Annotated in this window: 19 protein-coding genes; 11 read left to right on the forward strand and 8 right to left on the reverse strand. The window is 65.2% G+C overall.

Translation table 11 applies throughout. The annotated features are described in order from the left end of the window. Nucleotides 1–211: 211 nt before the first annotated feature. Nucleotides 212–787 carry an OmpO family porin gene (locus tag ACVOK1_RS06615; RefSeq protein WP_108767308.1) on the reverse strand — a complete coding sequence of 192 codons (576 nt, stop codon included), beginning with the start codon at nucleotides 785–787 and terminating at the stop codon, nucleotides 212–214. 262 nt (nucleotides 788–1,049) lie between these two features. Between ACVOK1_RS06615 and ACVOK1_RS06620 the strand changes: the two genes are divergently transcribed. Further along, nucleotides 1,050–1,478 carry a hypothetical protein gene (locus tag ACVOK1_RS06620; RefSeq protein ID WP_333627938.1) on the forward strand — a complete coding sequence of 143 codons (429 nt, stop codon included), beginning with the start codon at nucleotides 1,050–1,052 and terminating at the stop codon, nucleotides 1,476–1,478. 10 nt (nucleotides 1,479–1,488) lie between these two features. Here the strand turns inward: ACVOK1_RS06620 and ACVOK1_RS06625 are convergent, their stop codons facing one another. Continuing rightward, a complete protein-coding gene (locus tag ACVOK1_RS06625; protein ID WP_481561500.1) occupies nucleotides 1,489–2,058 on the reverse strand; it encodes a DUF4291 domain-containing protein in 570 nt (189 codons plus the stop codon). Nucleotides 2,059–2,115: 57 nt separating this feature from the next. Continuing rightward, nucleotides 2,116–3,273, reverse strand: a complete 1,158-nt coding sequence (locus ACVOK1_RS06630; protein ID WP_164073832.1) for an MFS transporter — start codon at nucleotides 3,271–3,273, stop codon at nucleotides 2,116–2,118. Between the two features lie 352 nt (nucleotides 3,274–3,625). On the opposite strand from ACVOK1_RS06630, the gene ACVOK1_RS06635 reads away from it, so the two are divergent. The 4 genes from ACVOK1_RS06635 (at nucleotide 3,626) to ACVOK1_RS06650 (ending at nucleotide 5,969) form a co-directional block, all read left to right on the forward strand. After that, nucleotides 3,626–4,069 (forward strand): T6SS immunity protein Tdi1 domain-containing protein, encoded by a 444-nt coding sequence (locus tag ACVOK1_RS06635; protein ID WP_481561501.1) that lies wholly within the window; start codon nucleotides 3,626–3,628, stop codon nucleotides 4,067–4,069. After that, entirely contained in the window at nucleotides 4,066–4,587 is a 522-nt protein-coding gene (locus tag ACVOK1_RS06640) for a hypothetical protein (RefSeq protein WP_481561502.1), read from the forward strand. The genes ACVOK1_RS06635 and ACVOK1_RS06640 overlap by 4 nt, the downstream gene beginning before the upstream one ends. Before the next feature lie 305 nt (nucleotides 4,588–4,892). Further along, entirely contained in the window at nucleotides 4,893–5,159 is a 267-nt protein-coding gene (locus ACVOK1_RS06645) for a hypothetical protein (protein WP_079224744.1), read from the forward strand. A gap of 120 nt (nucleotides 5,160–5,279) precedes the next feature. Next, nucleotides 5,280–5,969, forward strand: a complete 690-nt coding sequence (locus ACVOK1_RS06650; protein ID WP_481561536.1) for a L,D-transpeptidase family protein — start codon at nucleotides 5,280–5,282, stop codon at nucleotides 5,967–5,969. A 78-nt stretch (nucleotides 5,970–6,047) separates the two neighbouring features. Here the strand turns inward: ACVOK1_RS06650 and ACVOK1_RS06655 are convergent, their stop codons facing one another. Genes ACVOK1_RS06655 through ACVOK1_RS06665 form a run of 3 tightly spaced genes read right to left on the reverse strand, consistent with a single transcriptional unit; the run spans nucleotide 6,048 to nucleotide 7,979 of the window. Beyond that, nucleotides 6,048–6,266, reverse strand: a complete 219-nt coding sequence (locus tag ACVOK1_RS06655; protein WP_481561503.1) for an SDR family oxidoreductase — start codon at nucleotides 6,264–6,266, stop codon at nucleotides 6,048–6,050. After that, entirely contained in the window at nucleotides 6,199–7,068 is an 870-nt protein-coding gene (locus ACVOK1_RS06660) for a methylenetetrahydrofolate reductase (RefSeq protein ID WP_481561504.1), read from the reverse strand. The genes ACVOK1_RS06655 and ACVOK1_RS06660 overlap by 68 nt, the downstream gene beginning before the upstream one ends. After that, nucleotides 7,068–7,979 (reverse strand): LysR family transcriptional regulator, encoded by a 912-nt coding sequence (locus ACVOK1_RS06665; RefSeq protein ID WP_108767302.1) that lies wholly within the window; start codon nucleotides 7,977–7,979, stop codon nucleotides 7,068–7,070. Before ACVOK1_RS06665 ends, ACVOK1_RS06660 begins: the two co-directional genes overlap by 1 nt. 75 nt (nucleotides 7,980–8,054) lie before the next feature. On the opposite strand from ACVOK1_RS06665, the gene msuE reads away from it, so the two are divergent. Genes msuE through ACVOK1_RS06680 form a run of 3 tightly spaced genes read left to right on the forward strand, consistent with a single transcriptional unit; the run spans nucleotide 8,055 to nucleotide 10,714 of the window. Continuing rightward, nucleotides 8,055–8,645 carry an FMN reductase gene (msuE, locus tag ACVOK1_RS06670; RefSeq protein WP_481561505.1) on the forward strand — a complete coding sequence of 197 codons (591 nt, stop codon included), beginning with the start codon at nucleotides 8,055–8,057 and terminating at the stop codon, nucleotides 8,643–8,645. Between the two features lie 17 nt (nucleotides 8,646–8,662). Further along, complete coding sequence (locus ACVOK1_RS06675) at nucleotides 8,663–9,640, forward strand: DUF1852 domain-containing protein (protein WP_481561506.1); 978 nt, start codon at nucleotides 8,663–8,665, stop codon at nucleotides 9,638–9,640. A 42-nt stretch (nucleotides 9,641–9,682) separates the two neighbouring features. Further along, nucleotides 9,683–10,714 (forward strand): methionine synthase, encoded by a 1,032-nt coding sequence (locus tag ACVOK1_RS06680; RefSeq protein ID WP_481561507.1) that lies wholly within the window; start codon nucleotides 9,683–9,685, stop codon nucleotides 10,712–10,714. A gap of 70 nt (nucleotides 10,715–10,784) precedes the next feature. Here ACVOK1_RS06680 and ACVOK1_RS06685 read toward each other — a convergent pair whose 3' ends face one another. Beyond that, a complete protein-coding gene (locus tag ACVOK1_RS06685) occupies nucleotides 10,785–13,778 on the reverse strand; it encodes a TonB-dependent receptor (protein ID WP_481561508.1) in 2,994 nt (997 codons plus the stop codon). A gap of 180 nt (nucleotides 13,779–13,958) precedes the next feature. Continuing rightward, nucleotides 13,959–16,610: an excinuclease ABC subunit UvrA gene (locus tag ACVOK1_RS06690; protein WP_481561509.1), complete on the reverse strand. Its 2,652-nt coding sequence runs from the start codon at nucleotides 16,608–16,610 to the stop codon at nucleotides 13,959–13,961. A 124-nt stretch (nucleotides 16,611–16,734) separates the two neighbouring features. Here ACVOK1_RS06690 and ACVOK1_RS06695 point away from each other — a divergent pair, with 124 nt between their 5' ends. The 3 genes from ACVOK1_RS06695 to ACVOK1_RS06705 all read left to right on the forward strand — a co-directional run bounded on the left by ACVOK1_RS06695 (nucleotide 16,735) and on the right by ACVOK1_RS06705 (nucleotide 18,854). After that, a complete protein-coding gene (locus tag ACVOK1_RS06695) occupies nucleotides 16,735–16,977 on the forward strand; it encodes a hypothetical protein (RefSeq protein WP_481561510.1) in 243 nt (80 codons plus the stop codon). 693 nt (nucleotides 16,978–17,670) lie between these two features. Beyond that, nucleotides 17,671–18,030 carry a hypothetical protein gene (locus ACVOK1_RS06700; RefSeq protein WP_481561511.1) on the forward strand — a complete coding sequence of 120 codons (360 nt, stop codon included), beginning with the start codon at nucleotides 17,671–17,673 and terminating at the stop codon, nucleotides 18,028–18,030. A gap of 464 nt (nucleotides 18,031–18,494) precedes the next feature. Beyond that, nucleotides 18,495–18,854 (forward strand): hypothetical protein, encoded by a 360-nt coding sequence (locus ACVOK1_RS06705; protein ID WP_108767294.1) that lies wholly within the window; start codon nucleotides 18,495–18,497, stop codon nucleotides 18,852–18,854. Nucleotides 18,855–18,885 lie beyond the last annotated feature (31 nt).

The raw sequence follows: 18,885 nt of genomic DNA on the forward strand, positions 1-18,885 counted from the left end.
GGGCCTGTTGACCGTGCGGGCTGCGGGCCGGGCAGAGCGCTGGTCCCCCCCCCGCCGTGGTGGATGCCCACTCCGGCGGGGGGGGCGGGGGCTCTAGGGGAGCGCGGTCTGCGCCAAAAAAAGAAGCCCGGCGCGAGGCCGGGCTTCGGGTGGCGTGCGGGAGAGAGAGAGAGCACACGCCGGTAACGCTTTTCTACTGCAGTACTGCTTATTACCAGGTGAAGCGCGGGCCCACGAACCACTCGCGGTCGCCGGCCTTGGCCAGCTTCACTTCGCCGCTCAGGCCCCAGTTCGGGGTGAACTTGGCGGTGGCGCCGACGCGGCCGTAGAACTCGCCGTCCGGGTTGACGCCGTGCTTCTTGCTGTAGTCCTCGTAGCCGGCCAGCGCGTAGCCTTCCAGGTACGGGTTGAACGCGGTGCGCAGGCCCACTTCGGTGGAGTAGCCGTTGAAGTCCAGGCCATGCTCCAGGTCGAACTTCTGGTACGCAACACGAGCTACCAAGTCGGTGTTCGGTGCGATGCCGTAGTTGTAGCCGGCGCCGATGCGCCACTGGTCAACGTCGTTCTTGAAGGTGTCGGTTTCCTGCTTGCTGTAATCAGCGAAGACCGAGAAGTTCGGGTGCACGGCAACCGAGCCCTTGACGCCCCAGCCATCAGCGTCGCCGCCCTTGGCATCGGTGTTCACGTAACCGCCTTCAACGTAGTTGTACGACAGGCCATCGGCAGCCGATGCAGCGAACGGCAGGGCAGCCAGCAGACCCAGGGCGAGCAGCGAATTCTTGTTCATCGGGACACACCTTTAATTATTTTTGGTTTCGCCGGCCGCCTCCCCGGGAGAGAGAGGGAGAGAAGAGGCGGTCGACAGGTGTGAATTATCCGTTTGCTGATGAAATCGACCCTGAATATTGAACTGACCAGTACATGAATGAAGTTGCTGTTCAGGGAACTCTCTCGAAGCAGTGCCGACGCCATTTCCCAGCGGTCCAAGGGGGAACACCTGTCTTCCTGCTAGTATCCAGCGCTGGCCCGTCTCCCGCCCGGTTCGATCCATGAAGGACGTTGATATCGGCTCTCCTTCCGCGCGGGAACAGGCACTTCGCAACATCCTCCCGGAGGATGCGAAGCAGCATCAGCCACTCCTGCAGGAGATCTTCCGCCGGGAGATGGAGTACAGGCAGAGCGAAGGCGACCAGCCGTACTTCGAGAACCTCTACTGGTGCGCGTATCTGCTGTTCCATGTGGCAGACCTGCGTGACGTCGAGCCGATGTGGGCCGCCAAGCATCTGAACATGGATACGGGCTGCGGTTTCGATGTCGAGAACATGGTGGGCGCCGGTGTCGGGCAGACCATCGAGTACCTGCAGCTGCAAGGCGCCGACGAAGCCGCTGACTACATCGAAGAGTGCCTGGCCGAGGATTCACAGGCGGATATCGAGCAGTGGTCGCGCGATCGTCGCCGTTACTTCTACGAAGGCTGACCGGCGGGGCCTAACCCCAAGGATAGGCCCGCTCGCGAGGGAGCGCAGACTGCGCGTCCTCCATCCTTCCGGCCTTCACCAGCGCATGAATGGCGTGTGCCTGCGCCGTCATATCGGTGATGCCTTGAATCCATTCATCGACATAGGCACGCACCGCTTCCCTGCCCAGACCTATCTGGATCGCGCGGTGGGGCAACGGCCGCAGCAGCAGATCGCGCTCGGGATCCCACTGGATGCGCACCGGGGAACGAGCCTTGAGCTGCTCCCACGCCGCCGCATCCATCCCGGGCTCGGCACGGCTGTCGCAGCCATGGGTCAGCGCCCACTCGAAGCCTTCGCGACGGATGTCGATTGCCAGGATCCGCTTTTGGCCTTCCTCTTTTTCGCCCCATCCGGCGCGATACATCATCCAGAGGAAGGACGGCTTGATCCACGTCATCCGCTCCATCTTGAACGGCGGCGCGACAAAGGTCTGCCGCTCCAGCGCACTGTCGGCGATGGCATCGGAGTAGGCCTGGTACACGCGGATCACGCGGTCGTCGTACTGCGCGCGGATCTGTCGCGCCGGCATCCCATCCATTGATTCACCTTCCCTGGCAGCGCGTGGCCAGACGCCACGCCGCTGCATCATGCACGATCAGCGCGCGTCGAAGCGCGCGGCGCTGGCCGGCGTTGCCCTTGCCGCCAGCACCAGTGCTGCAGCGGTCACGCAGGCCATCGCCACCCACGCGACACTGAGGTCACCCACGGTGTCGCGGATCGAACCGGCCACGAACGGCAGGATGCCGCCGACCAGATAGCCCACGCCCTGCACGAAGGACACCAGGATGCCCGCCTTGGCCGGCTGGCTGCAGTGGTCCATCACCAGGATCAGGGTCATCGGGAACAGGCCGCCGATCGACAGGCCGAGCAGGCACATCATCAGCCACGGGGCATACATCGGCGCCACGCCGATCAGCACGTAGGTCAGTGCGGTAGCGGCCAGGAACAGCGCCAGCAGCACGCGGCGGTCACGGAAGCGCGGGGCCAGCCAGGAGACGAGGAAGCCACCGGCCACCTCGGACAGGCTCAACGCGGCCAGCATGAAGCCGGCCTCGTTGGCGCGCACGCCCGCTTCCATCATGTACGGCGCGATCCACGCCAGGCACAGCGTGTAGCAGCTGCTGGACACGCAGAACAGCGCGACCAGCAACCAGGTGCGCCCGTGCTGCCAGGGACGGAATGCGGAGGACGTGGCTGCCTTGGCGGAGCTGCCGGTGGACGGCGCATCGGCGTGGCCGCTGTTGGGCAGCCACAGCGCGATGCCGGCGATGGCCAGCACCGCCCAGAACGCCATCGTGCCCTGCCAGTCCAGCCAGTGCAGCAGGGCCGATGCGCTGGCCGCCGCCAGTGCCGCGCCGCCCATGATCATGCTCACGTACAGGCCCATCAGCAGGTCGACGCGGTGCGGGAAGCGGGTCTTGATGTAGCCGGGGATGAGCGACTGCACGATGCCGATGCCCAGGCCCGCGGCCACGCTGGAACCCATCAGCCACAGCGGTTCATGCGAAGCCAGCTTGGCCAGCGCCGAGGCGGCCGTGAGGGCCAGGCCGATGGCCACGCCGCGCCGATAGCCCATGCGATAGACCAGGCCGCCGGCCATGGCGATCAGGCCCATGGCCATCATCGGCAGGCTGGTGAGCCAGCCGATCTGTTCGAAGCTCATGCCATTGCTGGCACGGATGGAATCGGTGAGCAGGCTGACCACGGCCAGCACGGGGCGCAGGTTGAGGCCGACCAGCAGGAGGGCCAGCACCGGGATCAACCCGGGACGCGAAGTTGCAGGTGAATTCATGTATTACGGCCGCAGGCAGCGGCCGGCTTTCCTTGTTCGATCTGTACGGGGGCCCGGCTGGCAGGGGCCTGGCCGGGCAAGGTTTCGCTGCGACTGGCCGCAGATGCGTCCTCTTTCGAAGAGGGAACGCGCGCGGGCGCACGATCGGCATCTGGCGGGCGGCCATCGGCGCGCATGATAGCAAACGTGGCGTGCAGGCCTTTCCGCCGAGGGCGTAGGCAGGCGCGTTTGTTCATCGGCCACCTCCCGGCGTGCTTCGTCCGCGGGGCGGCGCGTCGCTAGAATGACCACTGGAACCAGCGAGCGCGCTTCAATGTCCACGGATCTGATCACCCTCGTCACCGATGCCTGGGGCTGGACCGGCATCGCGCCGGCGCAGATCGTCGGCGACAACCCGTTCGGCAACCTGATGATCGAGGACCACGGCGGCTGCTACTGGCGGCTGTGCCCGGAAGATCTCTACTGCACGGTCATCGCCCGGTCGCGCGCCGAACTCGATGCACTCGCGCGCGATCAGGATTTCCTGCAGGACTGGTACATGGCCGCGCTGGTGCAGCAGGCGGAAGAGCGCCTCGGCCCGCTGCAGCCCAGCTACGCGTATTGCCTGAAGATTCCCGGCGCGCTGGGCGGTGAGTACGGCGGCGGCAATCTCGCCACGGTGCCACTGGCCGAACTGATCGGCGCGTCGGGCAGCATGGCGCAACAGATCGATGGGCTGCCCGAAGGTGCCCAAGTGAAGCTGAGCGTGGTCGAATGACGACCACCACGACCACGTTGGCACTTCTCCTTTCGCTGGCCGCATCACCCATGGTGGCCTTCGCCTGCCCGCCGTCGGATACACCGACGTTCGTGCAGAGCCTGGACCGCGCCAGCCACGTCTATGTGTTCCGGCTCATGTCGCTCGAGGTCGCCGACGGGAAGCCTTTTTACAGCACCTTGAGCGGCCGCATCACTGTGGTCCGCACGCTCAAGGGTGGCGCGCCGAAGGCATCCGGCGTCACCTATTCGATCGGCTGCTGCAATCCGAAACTGAGCGTAGGCGACTATTACCTGGCCGCTGTATCGAACGATGCGACGGTGCTTGAGCTGGTCCCCGGTGACCAGTCGGTCATCATCGTCAGCGATGACTTCGAAGCGAAGGGCGGTGCTGGAAAAACGGGTGCCATCGAACCCGTGCAGGACCATCTTTCAGGCCAACCGCTGCCTGCGGATTTCCCCGGCGGTTACCGGCTTGAAGCCACCGTCTCCTGCCCCACCCCGCCACCGCCCCGCTGATCGATCATCAGTGGATCAGGCTATCAGTGGCCTCCGCCCGCCACAAATGCACGATCGCTTTTCTACGCGCACTGCGCGATGCGTCCGCGCGATGCACTGACACCGCACAACGAACACTGCGCTCATTCAGGGGTGGAAGCGGCTAGCACATGCCCGGCTCAGACAGCTGAATTCGCGGCAAATCGAACATGACTGCGCTCTCTTCACAGTGTCTGCACGTCCGCGAACTGCAGCTGAAAAGGCATTCATGGAACTAACAAAAAGCCCGCTATATTCCAGACTCCCCAGACGAAGGAGGGAATGCAATGACCCTTTCCACGCAGCACCTGAAGATCGCTCGTCCCCTCGGCGTGGCAATCCTTGCCCTCAGCCTCGGCGCGTGCGCCAGCTACAAAGAAGACTTCGCGAAGGTCAACACGCGTCTCGACGCGCTTGACGTGAAGGTCCAGGGCGCGGCGCAGAGCGCCGAGTCCGCCAACCAGTCCGCACAGCAGGCCAACCAGCGTCTCGACCAGATCGAAGGTCGCGTCCAGCAGCTCGAATCGGCCCCCCGCCGTACCCCGCGCGGCTAAGCTGAACCGGGAACCAGTGGTCTCCCCCGGCCACTGGTTCCCTTGAGTCACCGTATTCATTCGAGGAACCGTGCCATTCGTACGCACTCATCCCCCGCAATCCGCACCGCCTGCGTCGCGCTGACCCTTGCGCTGGCACTGGCCGGTACCGGCGTGGCCAGCGCCAAGGGCGCCAAGGATGCCGCTACGCAACCCACCGCTGCCGTCGATGAACTGCCGGAAGGACAGGAAGTGTCCGAGACGGTGATCGAACTCGCAGGCTGGGTGGTCGCCAGCAAGGACAGCGAAGGCTATCCGTTCGCGATCATGGACAAGGCCGCCGCACAGGTGCTGATCTTCGGCAGTGACGGCAAGCTGCGTGGCGCGGCCCCGGCGCTGTTTGGTTCGGCCAAGGGCGATCATTCCGCACCGAACGTTGCCAAGGTCGCGCTGAGCGCGATTCCCGGCCACGACCGCACGACCCCCGCCGGCCGCTTCATTGGTGGCTACGGCCCGTCCGACGACGCCGGCCGCGTGTTGTGGGTGGACTACGATTCGGCAGTCTCGATGCACCCGCTGCCGCCGGGAACGCCGAAGGAAAAGCGCGCCGAACGCCTGGCAACGCCGACCCCGGATGACAACCGCGTCACCCACGGCTGCATCAACGTCAGCCCCGGTTTCTACGAGCAGGTCGTCCAGTCCACGTTCCAGAAGGGCGGCGTGTTCTACGTGCTGCCGGACAAGGATTCGCTGGAGAAGACCTTCCCCGCGTTCGCACAGAGCCGTGCCGAACACAGCGACGAGAAGGGTTCGCGCTCGGCAAGCAAGTAAGGCCTGTTCGATCCGCGTTGCAGCGTTGCCATGGCGAACCGCAGTCCGCCATGGCACGCGCGTTCAGACCTGGCTGATTCAGACCTGACTGAAGCCGCCGTCGATCACCAGCTCGTCGCAGGTCATGAGGCTGGCCGCCGACGACGCAAGGACAACCACGCCCCCTGCGATTTCTTCCGGCTTGCCGAGGCGGCCGATCGGGTGCGCCTTGTTCTGTGCCTGCGCGGTTTCAGCGCTGCTGCGAACCCGCGCGCCGCCGGTACTGCGCCACCCAGTCCAGCGACGGCGCGATGCCACCGAACGGGAACAGGTGCGGGCTCACCTGGCCGTGTGCTTCGGTCAGTCCCCCCACCAGGCGATCCACGAACACATCCGGCCCGGCGGTGCCCAGCAACCGGCCGATCGAGATCCCGTACCGTGCCAGCATCGAGGCGCTGGCACCCACGCCGCACATCGCCGCATAACGCAGCAGCCGGGTGACGCTGGCCGGCCCGGGCACGCCCACCAGCACCGGGTGGCCGATGCCGCGCGCGCGCAGCGCATCCAGCCAGGCCAGCACGAGGTCGGCATCGAAGGCGAACTGGGTGATGATCTTCGGCGCCATGCCGCGCGCTTCGATGGCTTGGCATTTGCGTTCCAGTGCCTGCCAGCGCCCGGCAGCGTCCATCACCGGATGGCCCTCGGGGTGCCCGCCCACGGCAACGACCTTGATGCCGGCGCGTTCCAGCAGGCCGGTTTCGATGATTGCCGCGCTGTCTGCAAACGGACCGGCGGGCGTGGCCAGGTCACCGGCGATCAGCAGGCACTGCTCGACACCGGCCTCGCCCACCGCACGGGCGATGAAGTGCTCCAGCGCCGCCTGCGAACCGATGCGCCGCGCGGACAGGTGCGGCATCGGCTGCAGCCCCAGTTCGCGCACGGTGCGTGCCGCGGCCAGCCGCGCCTCGTCGTCTTCGCTGGCGAGATAGGGAATCGAGATCGTGGTTCCCGGGGCGCTGCGGCCTGCCTCGGCGCGCAGCGCGGGCATGGCTTTCGCACTGACTTCCAGCGAACAGGCATCGATGAAGGCGCGTGCGCCCTGCACGGTTCCTGCAGGCATCACTTGGCCCCGCGCGGCGCGCCGGCGATCGAGCTGCCCCGCGCCAGTTCAACGAAGGCCTGCAGGTAATCGATGGCGGTGTCGGCCTCGCGCGCGCCCAGGTAGATCTGCTTGGGAATGCCCTTGGCCCCCAGCCGCACCGGCACCACGTCCATGCGGGCCGCGTACTCCTCCACCAGCCAGCGCGGCATGGCGGCCACGCCGCGGCCGCTGGCCACCATCTGCATCATGATGTCGGTGGTTTCGATGGCCTTGTGGCGGCGCGGGGTCACCCCGGCCGGCAGCAGGAACTGGTTGTAGATGTCCAGGCGCTCGAACGGCACCGGGTAGCTGATCAGCACTTCCTGGGTCAGCTGCCGCGGCTTCACGTACTCCACCTTGGCCAGCGGGTGGTTCTTGGCCACCACCAGCACCTGCTCGTAGTCAAATACGGGCACGAACGTCAGGCCCGGCTTCAGCAGCGGGTCCGGTGTCACCAGCAGGTCGATCTCGTAGCCGAACAGGGCGCCGATGCCACCGAACTGGAATTTCTGCTTCACGTCCACGTCCACATCCGGCCACGAGGCCAGGTAGGGCGAGACGATCTTCAGCAGCCACTGGTAGCAGGGGTGGCACTCCATGCCGATGCGCAGCGAGCCGCGCTCGCCCTGGGCGAACTGGCCCAGCCGCTCTTCGGCCAGGTCCAGCTGCGGCAGCACCCGGTTGGCCACCGCCAGCAGGTACTGGCCGGCCTGGGTCAGCCGCAGGCTGCGGCCCTCGCGCAGCCAGACGTCGGTGCCCAGCTGCTGTTCCAGCTTCTTCATGCTGTGGCTCAGCGCCGACTGGGTCAGGTTGAGCACGCCGGCGGCAGCGGTCAGCGAACCCTGCAGTTCGACCTGCTGCACGATGCTCAGGTGGATTCGTTCCAGCATGTCGATGAATCTCACTCATGGATGTGTGAAGTAAAACCATTTTACGTCATGGGAAGGCCTCACTAGGATCGGGTCATGCTTTCTCCCCACCGCCCCCTCCGTATCGTCGCCGTCTCCGGCGGCCTGCAGCGCCCCTCGCGGGCTGCCACCCTGTGCGAGCACCTGCTGGACCTGATCGGCGAGCACATTCCCAGCGAACCGCACCTGGTCGAACTCGGCGAGCTGGCCCCGCAGCTGGCCGGTGCCTTGTGGCGCTCGCAGCTGCCCGCCGCCGCCGAACAGGCGCTGGCCACGGTCGAACGGGCCGACGTGCTGGTGGTCGCCACCCCGGTCTACCGCGGTTCGTACACCGGCCTGTTCAAGCACTTCTTCGATTTCATCCACCAGGACGCGCTGGTCGACACTCCCACCCTGCTGGCCGCCACCGGCGGCAGCGAGCGCCACGCGCTGATGATCGACCACCAGCTGCGGCCGCTCTTCAGCTTCTTCCAGGCACGCACCCTGCCGCTGGGCGTCTACGCCACCGACAAGGACTTCGCCGATGGCCGCGTGCATGACGAAGCCCTGCTGCAGCGCGCACGCCTGGCCGTGCAGCGGGCCCTGCCCCTGCTGGCGCTGTCCCATCGCCCCGCGCCACTGCCCGCCGAAACCGCTGACGCCCTCTAAGTAACCGGAACACTGCCATGACTGCCGACAATTTCACCTTCCAGATCACGCGCATCCCGTTCAACGAGGATTACCAGCCGGCCGACGGCACGCGCATCACCACCAACTTCGCAAACCTGGCCCGCGGCGCCTCGCGCCAGGAAAACCTGCGCAATACCCTCGGCATGATCAACAACCGCTTCAACGATCTGGCGCACTGGGACAACCCCAGCGCGGATCGCTACGCGGTCGAGCTGGACATCATCTCGGTGGAGATGCACATCGATGGCGATGACGGCAGCGATCCGTTCCCGCTGATCGAAGTGCTGCGCCCGACCATCGTCGATACGCATACCGGTGCGCGTACCGAAGGCATCGTCGGCAACAACTTCTCGTCCTATGTGCGCGACTACGATTTCAGCGTCGTGCTGCCGGCCAGCAACGAAGGCAAGGCCACCTTCGGCATCCCCGAAGGCTTCGGCGATCTGCACGGCAAGCTGTTCAAGCACTTCCTGGAATCGGATGCCTACCGCGCCAACTTCAGCAAGGCACCGGTCATCTGCATCAGCGTGTCCAGCAGCAAGACCTACCACCGCACCGAGAACCATCACCCCATCCTGGGCGTGGAGTACCGCCAGGCCGAGTTCTCGCCCACCGACCAGTACTTCGACAAGATGGGCCTGCAGGTGCGCTACTTCATGCCGCCGGGCAGCGTCGCGCCGCTGGCGTTCTACTTCCAGGGCGACCTGCTGGGCGACTACTCGAACCTGGAACTGATCGCCACCATCAGCACCATGGAAGCGTTCCAGAAGATCTACCGTCCGGAGATCTACAACGCCAATTCGGTGGCCGGCAAGGTCTACCAGCCCAGCCTGAAGCACCAGGACTACTCGTCCACCCGCATCGTCTACGACCGCGAAGAGCGCAGCCAGCTGGCGGTCAAGCAGGGCAGGTTCACCGAAGAGCACTTCATCAAGCCCTATGGCGCCGTGCTCGAGCAGTGGGCTGCCCGCTGATTCACCGCTTCTCCCTCCCCCAGGACAAAGACCCCGAACACGATGAAGAAACTACTGCCCACCTCCACTGCCGGCAGCCTGCCCAAGCCCTCCTGGCTGGCCGAGCCCGAGAAGCTCTGGTCGCCCTGGAAACTGCAGGATGAGGCACTGACCGAAGGCAAGCAGGACGCGCTGCGCCTGTCCCTGCAGGAACAGCAGCACGCCGGCATCGACATCGTCAGCGACGGCGAGCAGACGCGGCAGCATTTCGTCACCACCTTCATCGAACACCTGGACGGCGTCGACTTCGACAAGCGCGAGACCGTGCGCATCCGCAACCGCTACGACGCCAGCGTGCCGACCGTGGTCGGTGCCGTCAGCCGCCCGAAGTCGGTGTTCGTCGAGGACGCGAAGTTCCTGCGCCGGCAGACCTCGCAGCCGATCAAGTGGGCCCTGCCCGGCCCGATGACCATGATCGACACGCTGTACGACGCGCACTACAAGAGCCGCGAGAAGCTGGCCTGGGAGTTCGCGAAGATCCTCAACGAGGAAGCGAAGGAACTGGAAGCAGCCGGCGTCGACATCATCCAGTTCGACGAACCTGCCTTCAACGTGTTCTTCGACGAAGTGAACGACTGGGGCGTGGCCACCCTCGAACGCGCGATTGAAGGGCTGAAGTGCGAGACCGCCGTGCATATCTGCTACGGCTACGGCATCAAGGCCAACACCGACTGGAAGCAGACGCTGGGCTCGGAATGGCGCCAGTACGAAGAGTCGTTCCCGAAGCTGCAGAAATCCAGCATCGACCTGATCTCGCTGGAGTGCCACAACTCGCACGTGCCCATCGACCTGATCGAGCTGGTGCGCGGCAAGAAGGTGATGGTCGGTGCCATCGATGTGGCCTCCAGCAAGGTGGAGACGCCGGAAGAGGTGGCCAACACCCTGCGCAAGGCGCTGCGGTTCGTCGATGCCGACAAGCTCTATCCGTGCACGAACTGCGGCATGGCGCCGCTGTCGCGTGAGGTGGCGCGCGGCAAGCTGCGTGCGCTGAGTGCCGGCGCGCAGATCGTACGCGAGGAACTGGCCGGGCGTTGATCGCAGTGGAGCCGAGCATGGGCTCGGCCCTACACGGGGTTTCCGACCCCGGTAGCGCCGAGCCCCTCCCTCAGTGGTCGTAACTCACGCTCACCCGCAGCGAGCGCGGTGCCTGGCGCACGGTCGCTGCGCCGTACAACGGGTCAGGCTGGCCCGGGTCCAGCTCGGAATACGGCGACTTCCACAGCGCCACTTGGCTATTGAACACGTTGAACACATCCAGGTTGAAGCCCAGTCGGCCCTCGGCCACGGCCGGGCGGTAGGACACGCCCAGGTCCAGCTGCTTCAGCCACGGCAGGCGCCCCTGGCTGCCCGGAGGCGCCGGCTGGCCGTTGTAGAAGTGGTAGGCGATGCCATAGCCGGAGGGATCTTCGAAGTCCGGGCCATACGAACCCAGTGCGCTGAACGGCGTGCCCGAGATCACCCGCACGTTGGCCGAGACCAGCCATTCCGGCGTCAGCTGGTAGTAGCCGTGCAGCTTGAACTGGTGGGTGTGGTCGTTGCTCTGCGGCCCGTTGGTGTGCTCCATCAGCTGGGCGTAATCCCAGGCCTGCGTGGTCGACACCGCGGTCTGGCCGATGCCAGACAGCAGCTGGCCTTCGGTGGTGCCGTAGCTGCGCGACCACGTGTAGTCCGCGCGGCCGTACCAGCGGCCATCGAACGGATGCTCCAGCGACAGGTTCACCGCATAGTAGTTGCGCTTGAACTTCGGGAAGCCCATCTCGGCATTGGTCAGCGGCACGCTCACGTAGTTGCCGCCGGTGTCGACCAGGTTGAAGGTGTTCGCGCGGCCGGGATTGATCAGCCAGCAGCTGACCGGGTTGCTGTCCTTGGTTACGTTGTAGCCCAGACTGCTGGCCTTGCCGAGCACCGCGTCGATATCGCAGTAGTCGTCCACGCCGCTGCGCAGCACGCGGTACGTCGCCTTCGCGCCGTATACCCAGTCCTGGCCCAGCGCTTTGGTGAAGCCGAGGATGAACTCATCCTGGAACGACGGCTTGATGCCGGAGGTGGCCACCGTCTTCGCGTCCGGCAGCAGACCGTAGTTGTTGTTGGACGACACCGCATCGGAGAACTGGGTGAGGTCGGTCGGGTAGCCGTTGCTGTCGATGCCGCCGTAGGTGTAGTACGTCGACGTCGCCAGCGTTGCACCGGCCGCGTTGAATGCCGGGTTCAGCGGCAGCGCCAGATAGTAACGGCCGACATTGCCGAACACCTTGAAGCGGCCGTCGCCGCCGACATCCCAGCTGAAGCCCAGGCGCGGCGCCCACTGCCCGCTGGTCTGCTTGATGTAGGCGTCGCCATCGCGGTTGTAGTTGGTGAACTGGTCCAGGCGCAGGCCCAGGTTCAGCAGCAGGCGGTCGGTCACCTGCCAGTTGTCCTCGATGTATTGCGCACGCTGCGAGGCGCGCACCGAGGCCAGTGCACTGTAGATGTACTGGCGCACGTAGTAACCGTCCTGGCCATTGCGGATGCCACCGGTGGCCGGCACGCCCAGGCCGGTGTTGATCGGCACGTTCGGGTTGGACTGGCCGTAGATCCAGTAGTAGCCATCGGCCGATGCCACCGAGCCACGGTTGAGCGCGCGGGCGTTCTGGTTGTCGATGCCCACGGTGATGCTGTGGTCTCCCAGCACATAGTTTGCATCCAGCCGCAGGTTGTTGCTGCGGTTGCCACGCGCAGGATCGACCAGCAGCGAGGTGGTCTGTGCGTTGGTGATCGGCGTGCCGCCGTTGAGCGCCGGGTTCTGCAGGTTGGCGCTGTTGATGTAGGTCAGGGTGCCATCGTAGGCAGGGTTGCCGATGTAGTCATCGGTCTTCATCTCGCCGTACTGCGCGCTCACGGTGAGGCGATCAGTCAGGTAGCCGGTGTACTTGGCCGTCCACAGGTCGCCGCCGGTCTTGGTGGTGTCTTCCTTCCCGCGCTGCGCGCCACGGGTCAGCGTGTCGTAGTCGTAGGCGAAGATGTCGCCGCGGAACACGTTGCGGCTGGAGGCGCCGGTCAGTTCCAGCAGGTGGTTGTCGGTGATGTTCCAGTCCAGCTTGGCGTACCAGCGCGGACGGTTGTACTCATACTTCGAGTAGGAATTGGTCGCCTCGACATTTTTGACGTCGGTGCCTTCGCGGCGCTCCAGTTCGTAGGAGCCGAAGAAGAACAGCTTGTCTTCGATCAGCGGGCCGCCGGCGTAGATGCTCTGCGTGGTCACCCACTCGCGGTCCTTGCTCTCCGGCGAGTACAGTGCGCCGTTGCCCGGGTAGCGCACATCGTCCTTGTCCGAACGGGTCGAGGCCGGCTCCCAGGTGAACTGCCCGCCGAAGTGCCAGTCGTTGGTGCCGCGCTTGCCGACGGCATTGATGACACCGCCATCGGAACGACCGTACTTGGCGCTGTAGCCACCGGTGTAGATTTCCTGCTGGTCGATGCTGCCATAGGGCAGCGTCAGGCCACCCAAGCCGCGCAGCGGATCGGTGCTGTTGAAACCGTTGATGTAGTACGCGTTCTCGGCCGCCGACGAGCCGCCGAAACTGACCAGCTGCGCACCGGTCGGGCCGGCATAGCTGCCGTTGCCACCGTTGCCGACCACGCCCGGTGCAAGCTGGGCGATGGCCTCGGCCGAGCGGCCCAGCGGCAGGCGCTGCAGCTCCTCGGCGGTGATCACCGTGCGCGAATCCACGCTGCTGACGTCGATCGCAGCCGCCGCGCGATCAGCGCTGACCTGCACGCCATCCAGGCGCGTGACCTCACCGAACGAGACCTCGGTACTGGTGCCCACCGTCAGCGCGACACCCTCGCGGGTCTGCAGCACCTTGCCCTCGGCGTCGCGTGCTTCCACGGAATAGCGGCCCAACGGCAGCTGGCCGATGGTGTAGCGGCCACGCGCGTCCACCGTCACTTCACGGGTGAGCCCGGTGTCGCTGCGGACGAAGATGCGCTGCGCCGAAGGAGGCGCGAGGCCGGCGATGGCGCCGGTGGTGGACTGGGCATGCAGTGCTGGGGACGCGGTGGCAAGCAACACCGCCAACGCCAGCAATCGCGGGCGCAGTGAGGAACGAGCAGTCGTCATCGTGGGGCGTACGGGTAGTGGGGGAAGCGCTGCCTGCGCGCCGCGAGGGGCGCGCCAGACATTGCACATTCATTAACCCCGCTCGCGCCCCAATGCAGAAATGCCGAGTGGTTATGTGCTGCTGGCCGATGGCCATACCCGGTTGCCCCGCTGGCCATGCTCGGTCATGCAGAACTCAACTCAAGCGCTCCTCGTCAGCTCCTGCGCCAGGAACGGCGCCGTCCTGCTGCCCTTCGCTCGGGCGACCTGATGCGGCGTTCCCTTCGCCACGATGGTGCCGCCCGCCCCACCTGCACCCGGGCCGACGTCGATCACCCAGTCGGCCTGCGCGACCGCACGCATGTCGTGCTCGATCATCACCACCGTGTTTCCCGCCTCCACCAGGCGCTGCAGCTGCACCATCAGCCGGTCCGCATCGGATGCGTGCAGGCCCGTGGTGGGTTCATCCAGCACGTACAGGCTGCGCCCGCGCTGGCTGCGCTGCAGCTCGGTGGCCAGCTTGATGCGTTGTGCCTCACCGCCTGAAAGCTCGGTGGCCGGCTGGCCGAGCCGCAGATAGCCCAGGCCGATTTCCTGCAGCAGGTGAAGCGGGCGCGCGATGGCATCTTCCGCACTGAAGAATGCGTGCGCTTCGTCCACCGTCATCTGCAGGACCTCGGCGATGGTGCGCTCGTTCCACAGCACCTTCAGCGTGGCCTCGTTGTAACGCGCACCGTGGCAGGTGGGGCACGGCGCATAGACGCTGGGCATGAACAGCAGTTCGACGCTGACGAAGCCTTCGCCTTCGCAGGTTTCGCAGCGGCCCTTGGCCACGTTGAAGGAGAAGCGCCCTGCGTCGAACTTTCGACGGCGTGCGGCCGGCGTCGCGGCAAACAGCTTGCGCACATGGTCGAACAGCCCGGTGTAGGTGGCCAGGTTGGAACGCGGCGTGCGGCCGATCGGCTTCTGGTCCACCTGCACGACACGCTGGATGGCATCCACATCGCCAGCCAGCCGGCCGCGCGTTGCTTCAATTACCGTCGGGCCATCGGTCGGTGTGCTCTCGGCGGTGTCCTCCACCGGCTCATGGCCCAGGTGCAGCAGCATCAGCTCCGGCAAGGCCTGCGCCATCAGGCTGGATTTGCCCGAGCCGGAAATGCCGGTCACCGCGGTCAGCAGGCCCAGCGGTACCTGCGCATCCACACCCTCAAGGTTGTGCCGGTGGATGTCCTGCAGCTCCAACCAGCTCTCCGCGCTGCGTTCCCGGCTGGCGGGGGCGGCGACCTGGTCGAACAGGTAACGCGCCGTGCGCGATTCCGCGATCTGGCGCAGGCCTTCGGGCTCGCCACTGTAAAGGACACGACCGCCGTGCTCGCCCGCCTCCGGGCCCACATCCACCAGCCACTGCGCGCGTCGCATCAGCTCCAGATCATGCTCGACCACGAACACCGAGTTGCCGCCGTCGCGCAGCCGGTCCAGTGCGTCGTACAGCGCCTTGCTGTCGGCAGGGTGCAGGCCCGCCGAGGGCTCATCGAGCACATACAGCACACCGAACAGCAGCGAGCTCAACTGCGTGGCCAACCGCAGGCGCTGCAGTTCGCCCGCTGACAGCGTCGGCGTTGCGCGATCCAGAGACAGATAGCCCAGGCCGAGGTCACGCAGTTGATGCACGCGCGCCATGACTCCTGCAGCCAGTCGCTGTGCCGCAAGCTGCTTTTCTTCGGACATTGCCGACGTACGCCGCACATCCGGTGCTGCCGCGTGGCTTGCACGGCCAGCGGCCGCCCGTTGGCGGCGATCGCGACCCGTAGCGGTGCGGCTGGTGCCTGCGCCCGGGTTGTGCGCGCTGAAATCCCCCGCCGCAATCGGATCCAGCAGCTCTGCCAGCTGATCCAGCGGCAACCGCATGAACTCGCCGATATCCACGCCTGCGAAGGTGACCGAGAGGGCTTCGGGCTTCAGCCGCTTGCCTTCGCAGGCCGGGCACAGCCTGCCTTCCATGTAGCGGGACACGCGCTTGCGCATCAGCGCACTCTGCGTGTTGGCAAACGTGTGCAGCACGTAGCGTCGCGCGCCGGTGTAGGTGCCCATGTAACTGGGCTCGAGCTTGCGCTTGAGTGCGGCACGGGTCTCGGCCGGGGTGAAGCCGGCATAGACCGGTACGCTCGGCGCTTCCTCGGTGAACAGGATCCAGTCCCGGTCCTTCTTCGGCAGTTTCTTCCACGGCACATCGATGTCGTAGCCCAGCGTGACCAGGATGTCGCGCAGGTTCTGCCCATGCCACGCCGGCGGCCAGGACGCGATGGCGCGCTCACGGATGCTCAGCGACGGGTCGGGCACCATCAACGCCTCGGTCACCTCGTACACGTGGCCAAGGCCGTGGCAGGTGGTGCAGGCGCCCTGCGGCGTGTTGGGCGAGAAATCCTCGGCGTACAGCATGGGCTGCTTGGCCGGATACGTACCGGCCCGCGAATACATCATGCGCACCAGGCTGGACAGCGTGGTGACACTGCCCACCGATGACCGTGCGTTGCTGGCACCGCGTTGCTGCTGCAGCGCCACCGCCGGCGGCAGACCATCGATCGCATCCACATCGGGCACGCCGGCCTGGTCGATCAGCCGCCGTGCATAGGGCGCGACGGACTCGAAGTAGCGTCGCTGCGCTTCGGCGTAGACGGTGCCGAAGGCCAGCGATGACTTGCCCGAACCCGAGACGCCGGAGAACACCACCAGTGCGTTGCGCGGAATGGAGACGTCGACGTTCTTAAGGTTGTGCTCGCGCGCACCGCGGACCTCGACGCAACCGCTGGCGGCAGCAGCGCATGACGATTCGCCAAAAGGAGTGTTGGACATGTTTGCGATCCTGCAGGCAGTGAGTGGCACGCATCAGCGCGTGCCCGGCGCCCTATTCTCGCTGCTGCCGGGGTGAACGGGGGTGACGGTTGGAGCGGTACCCACAAGGTGGTACAACACACGCATGGACGACAGGAAATACTGGTTCACACGGAAGCGATACGGCTGGGGCTGGGGCTTGCCCTGCGCCTGGCAGGGCTGGGTGGTTTATGCCGTGGCACTCGTGCTGCTGCCGGCGGGCCCGTTCCTGTTCTCCCCGATCCAACGGCCCGTGGCGTTCCAGCTGTACACGTGGGCGGTGATTCTGGTGCTTGTGCTGGTCTGCTGGCTGAAAGGCGCACCGCCGGGATGGCGCAGGGGGAAGTAGGCTGGCAAGTCGTCCAGTCCGCGTTCGAGAAGGGCCACGTTTTCTACGGTCTTTCAGACAGGAACGCTAGAAAGCACCGTCCCTGCATTCGCACAGAGCGGCACATGCCTTGCCGACATTTCTCCCTGCGCAGTCTGTGGCAGGAGCTGGTCCTCAGTTCCGCCGCGTCCTGACACACGCTACGAGCATACTTTTACCATGGGGCATAGGATTTCCATCTTTCTCGGAGGATCCCGTTCCATCGAGAATGTCCGGGCAGAGTGCTACCAATGCAACTACGCCGGAGCGCTGGGCGTCTCTGACCTCATTCCACGTTCACCAAGGAAATTTCCATGGCAGCAAGCCAAGAGCGCTTCTCCCTTGTTTTCAGCTTCATTCTTAAAAGCGGTGCAGAAGTCTTTCCGGTGCAGATGAAGCGTCGAAGTAGTGGAAATGTAGCTTTCCGGATTTCACGTGGAGGCACTGCTGGCAACACGCTGGGGCGAGGAGAGGAAGTTGAAGAGAGCATCATGATACGCAAGGTTCTCGATGAGGATTACGCTGTGAGGTGCTCCTCAAAGGATGGCTCTATCCGAGGCTTGTACAAGCAAGGTCATCGTTCGGTCGTGGAGGTAAGGCGACACTCTGTCTGACACATCTTCCACTGACCAAGATACTCGTCCCAACCAAAGCATCATCAAAAAGAGAGTCACCATGGCAGTCAGCAATGAGAAAGATCTTGGGGCAGCACTCAAGAATGAAGATGACACGATAGAGATCGAAGGCGATCTGGCAAGGAAGGTTGTCAGAATAAAGGCCACTGGGAAGGTCGCATGGGCCATTGCCATAGGTGCGATAGCTGTAGCAGTAATTGTTGCGCTCGGCACAGGGGGTACGGCCGCTCCCGCCAGCGCGGTCGTTGGCGTAGGCGCAGTGTCGATCCTTGGGCTGTCCACTGCCACGTCAGCAGTCGCTATTGCCGTAGCGTCCGGTGGTGTCGGTGCGCTCAATTCTCTGCGCAAGTACAAGATCTCTTCCAACACAGGTGGGAAGCTCGTTCTCTCGCGCAAGTAACTTCGCGCTCGGGTGGACTCAGCTCTGTCGCTATCGGCGTGCAGTGGTCCGTTGTCATGGATCATCAACCTCAACGCATGTCGCATATTGCACATGCGTTGGCGGTCCTTGCGGCGCGTGGCTTCGGCCTGACTTAACAGCGTGCAAGAATGCCGAAAGCGTCGTGCGTCGAACGGGTTTGCAACTTGTCTGATGGGCGCTGCGCAAGCAAGCGAGTACAGATGACGTGCCACCGACAACGGGTGGCCGGGCATCGAAAACCCGTGACACTGCGTAAGTTGTTTACGCTTGCCGGTCGGCGTCACTCCACGTGGCGCCGGCCGGCAATCCGTCTGCCGGCTATGGCGGGCGGAGCGTGGAGGCCTTGTGCCTGCCGGTCTTGCGCAATGTCCCGGTTTTCGAGCCACGTCTCCGCCCGCCACCTTTGTGTGGCGGCTACCGACTGTCTGCACGGAGCTCTCGCCATGACCACACCGAAGTTTCCCGCTCACACGCCTGCCAACAGCGAGGACGACGACGCCCCGTCGACCCGCCCGGGCAGCGCCTTCATCAACGCCCTGAAGGACATCGGCTGCGGCGCCGCCGCCGATGGCCAGCCCTGGCCCGAACCGGAGCTGCGCATCGGCCGCCGCATCGCCTTGGCCGATGTAGATTGCGCACGCGCCGGCCTGACCATCGCCCTGGAAATGCTGCTGGCGGGCGAACGCATCCGCCAGAACGGCCCGGATGAGGATTACCCCGGCGACCGGGTGATGGAGGGTCTGATCATGGCCTGCCTGGCCATCAATGGGCAGGCCACCGCGCGCATGCGCCCGGAGGAATGACGCGCGGTGCAGGCAATGCGCCGGGCATGGC

The sequence above is a fragment of the Stenotrophomonas sp. STEN087 genome, from assembly GCF_056759115.1.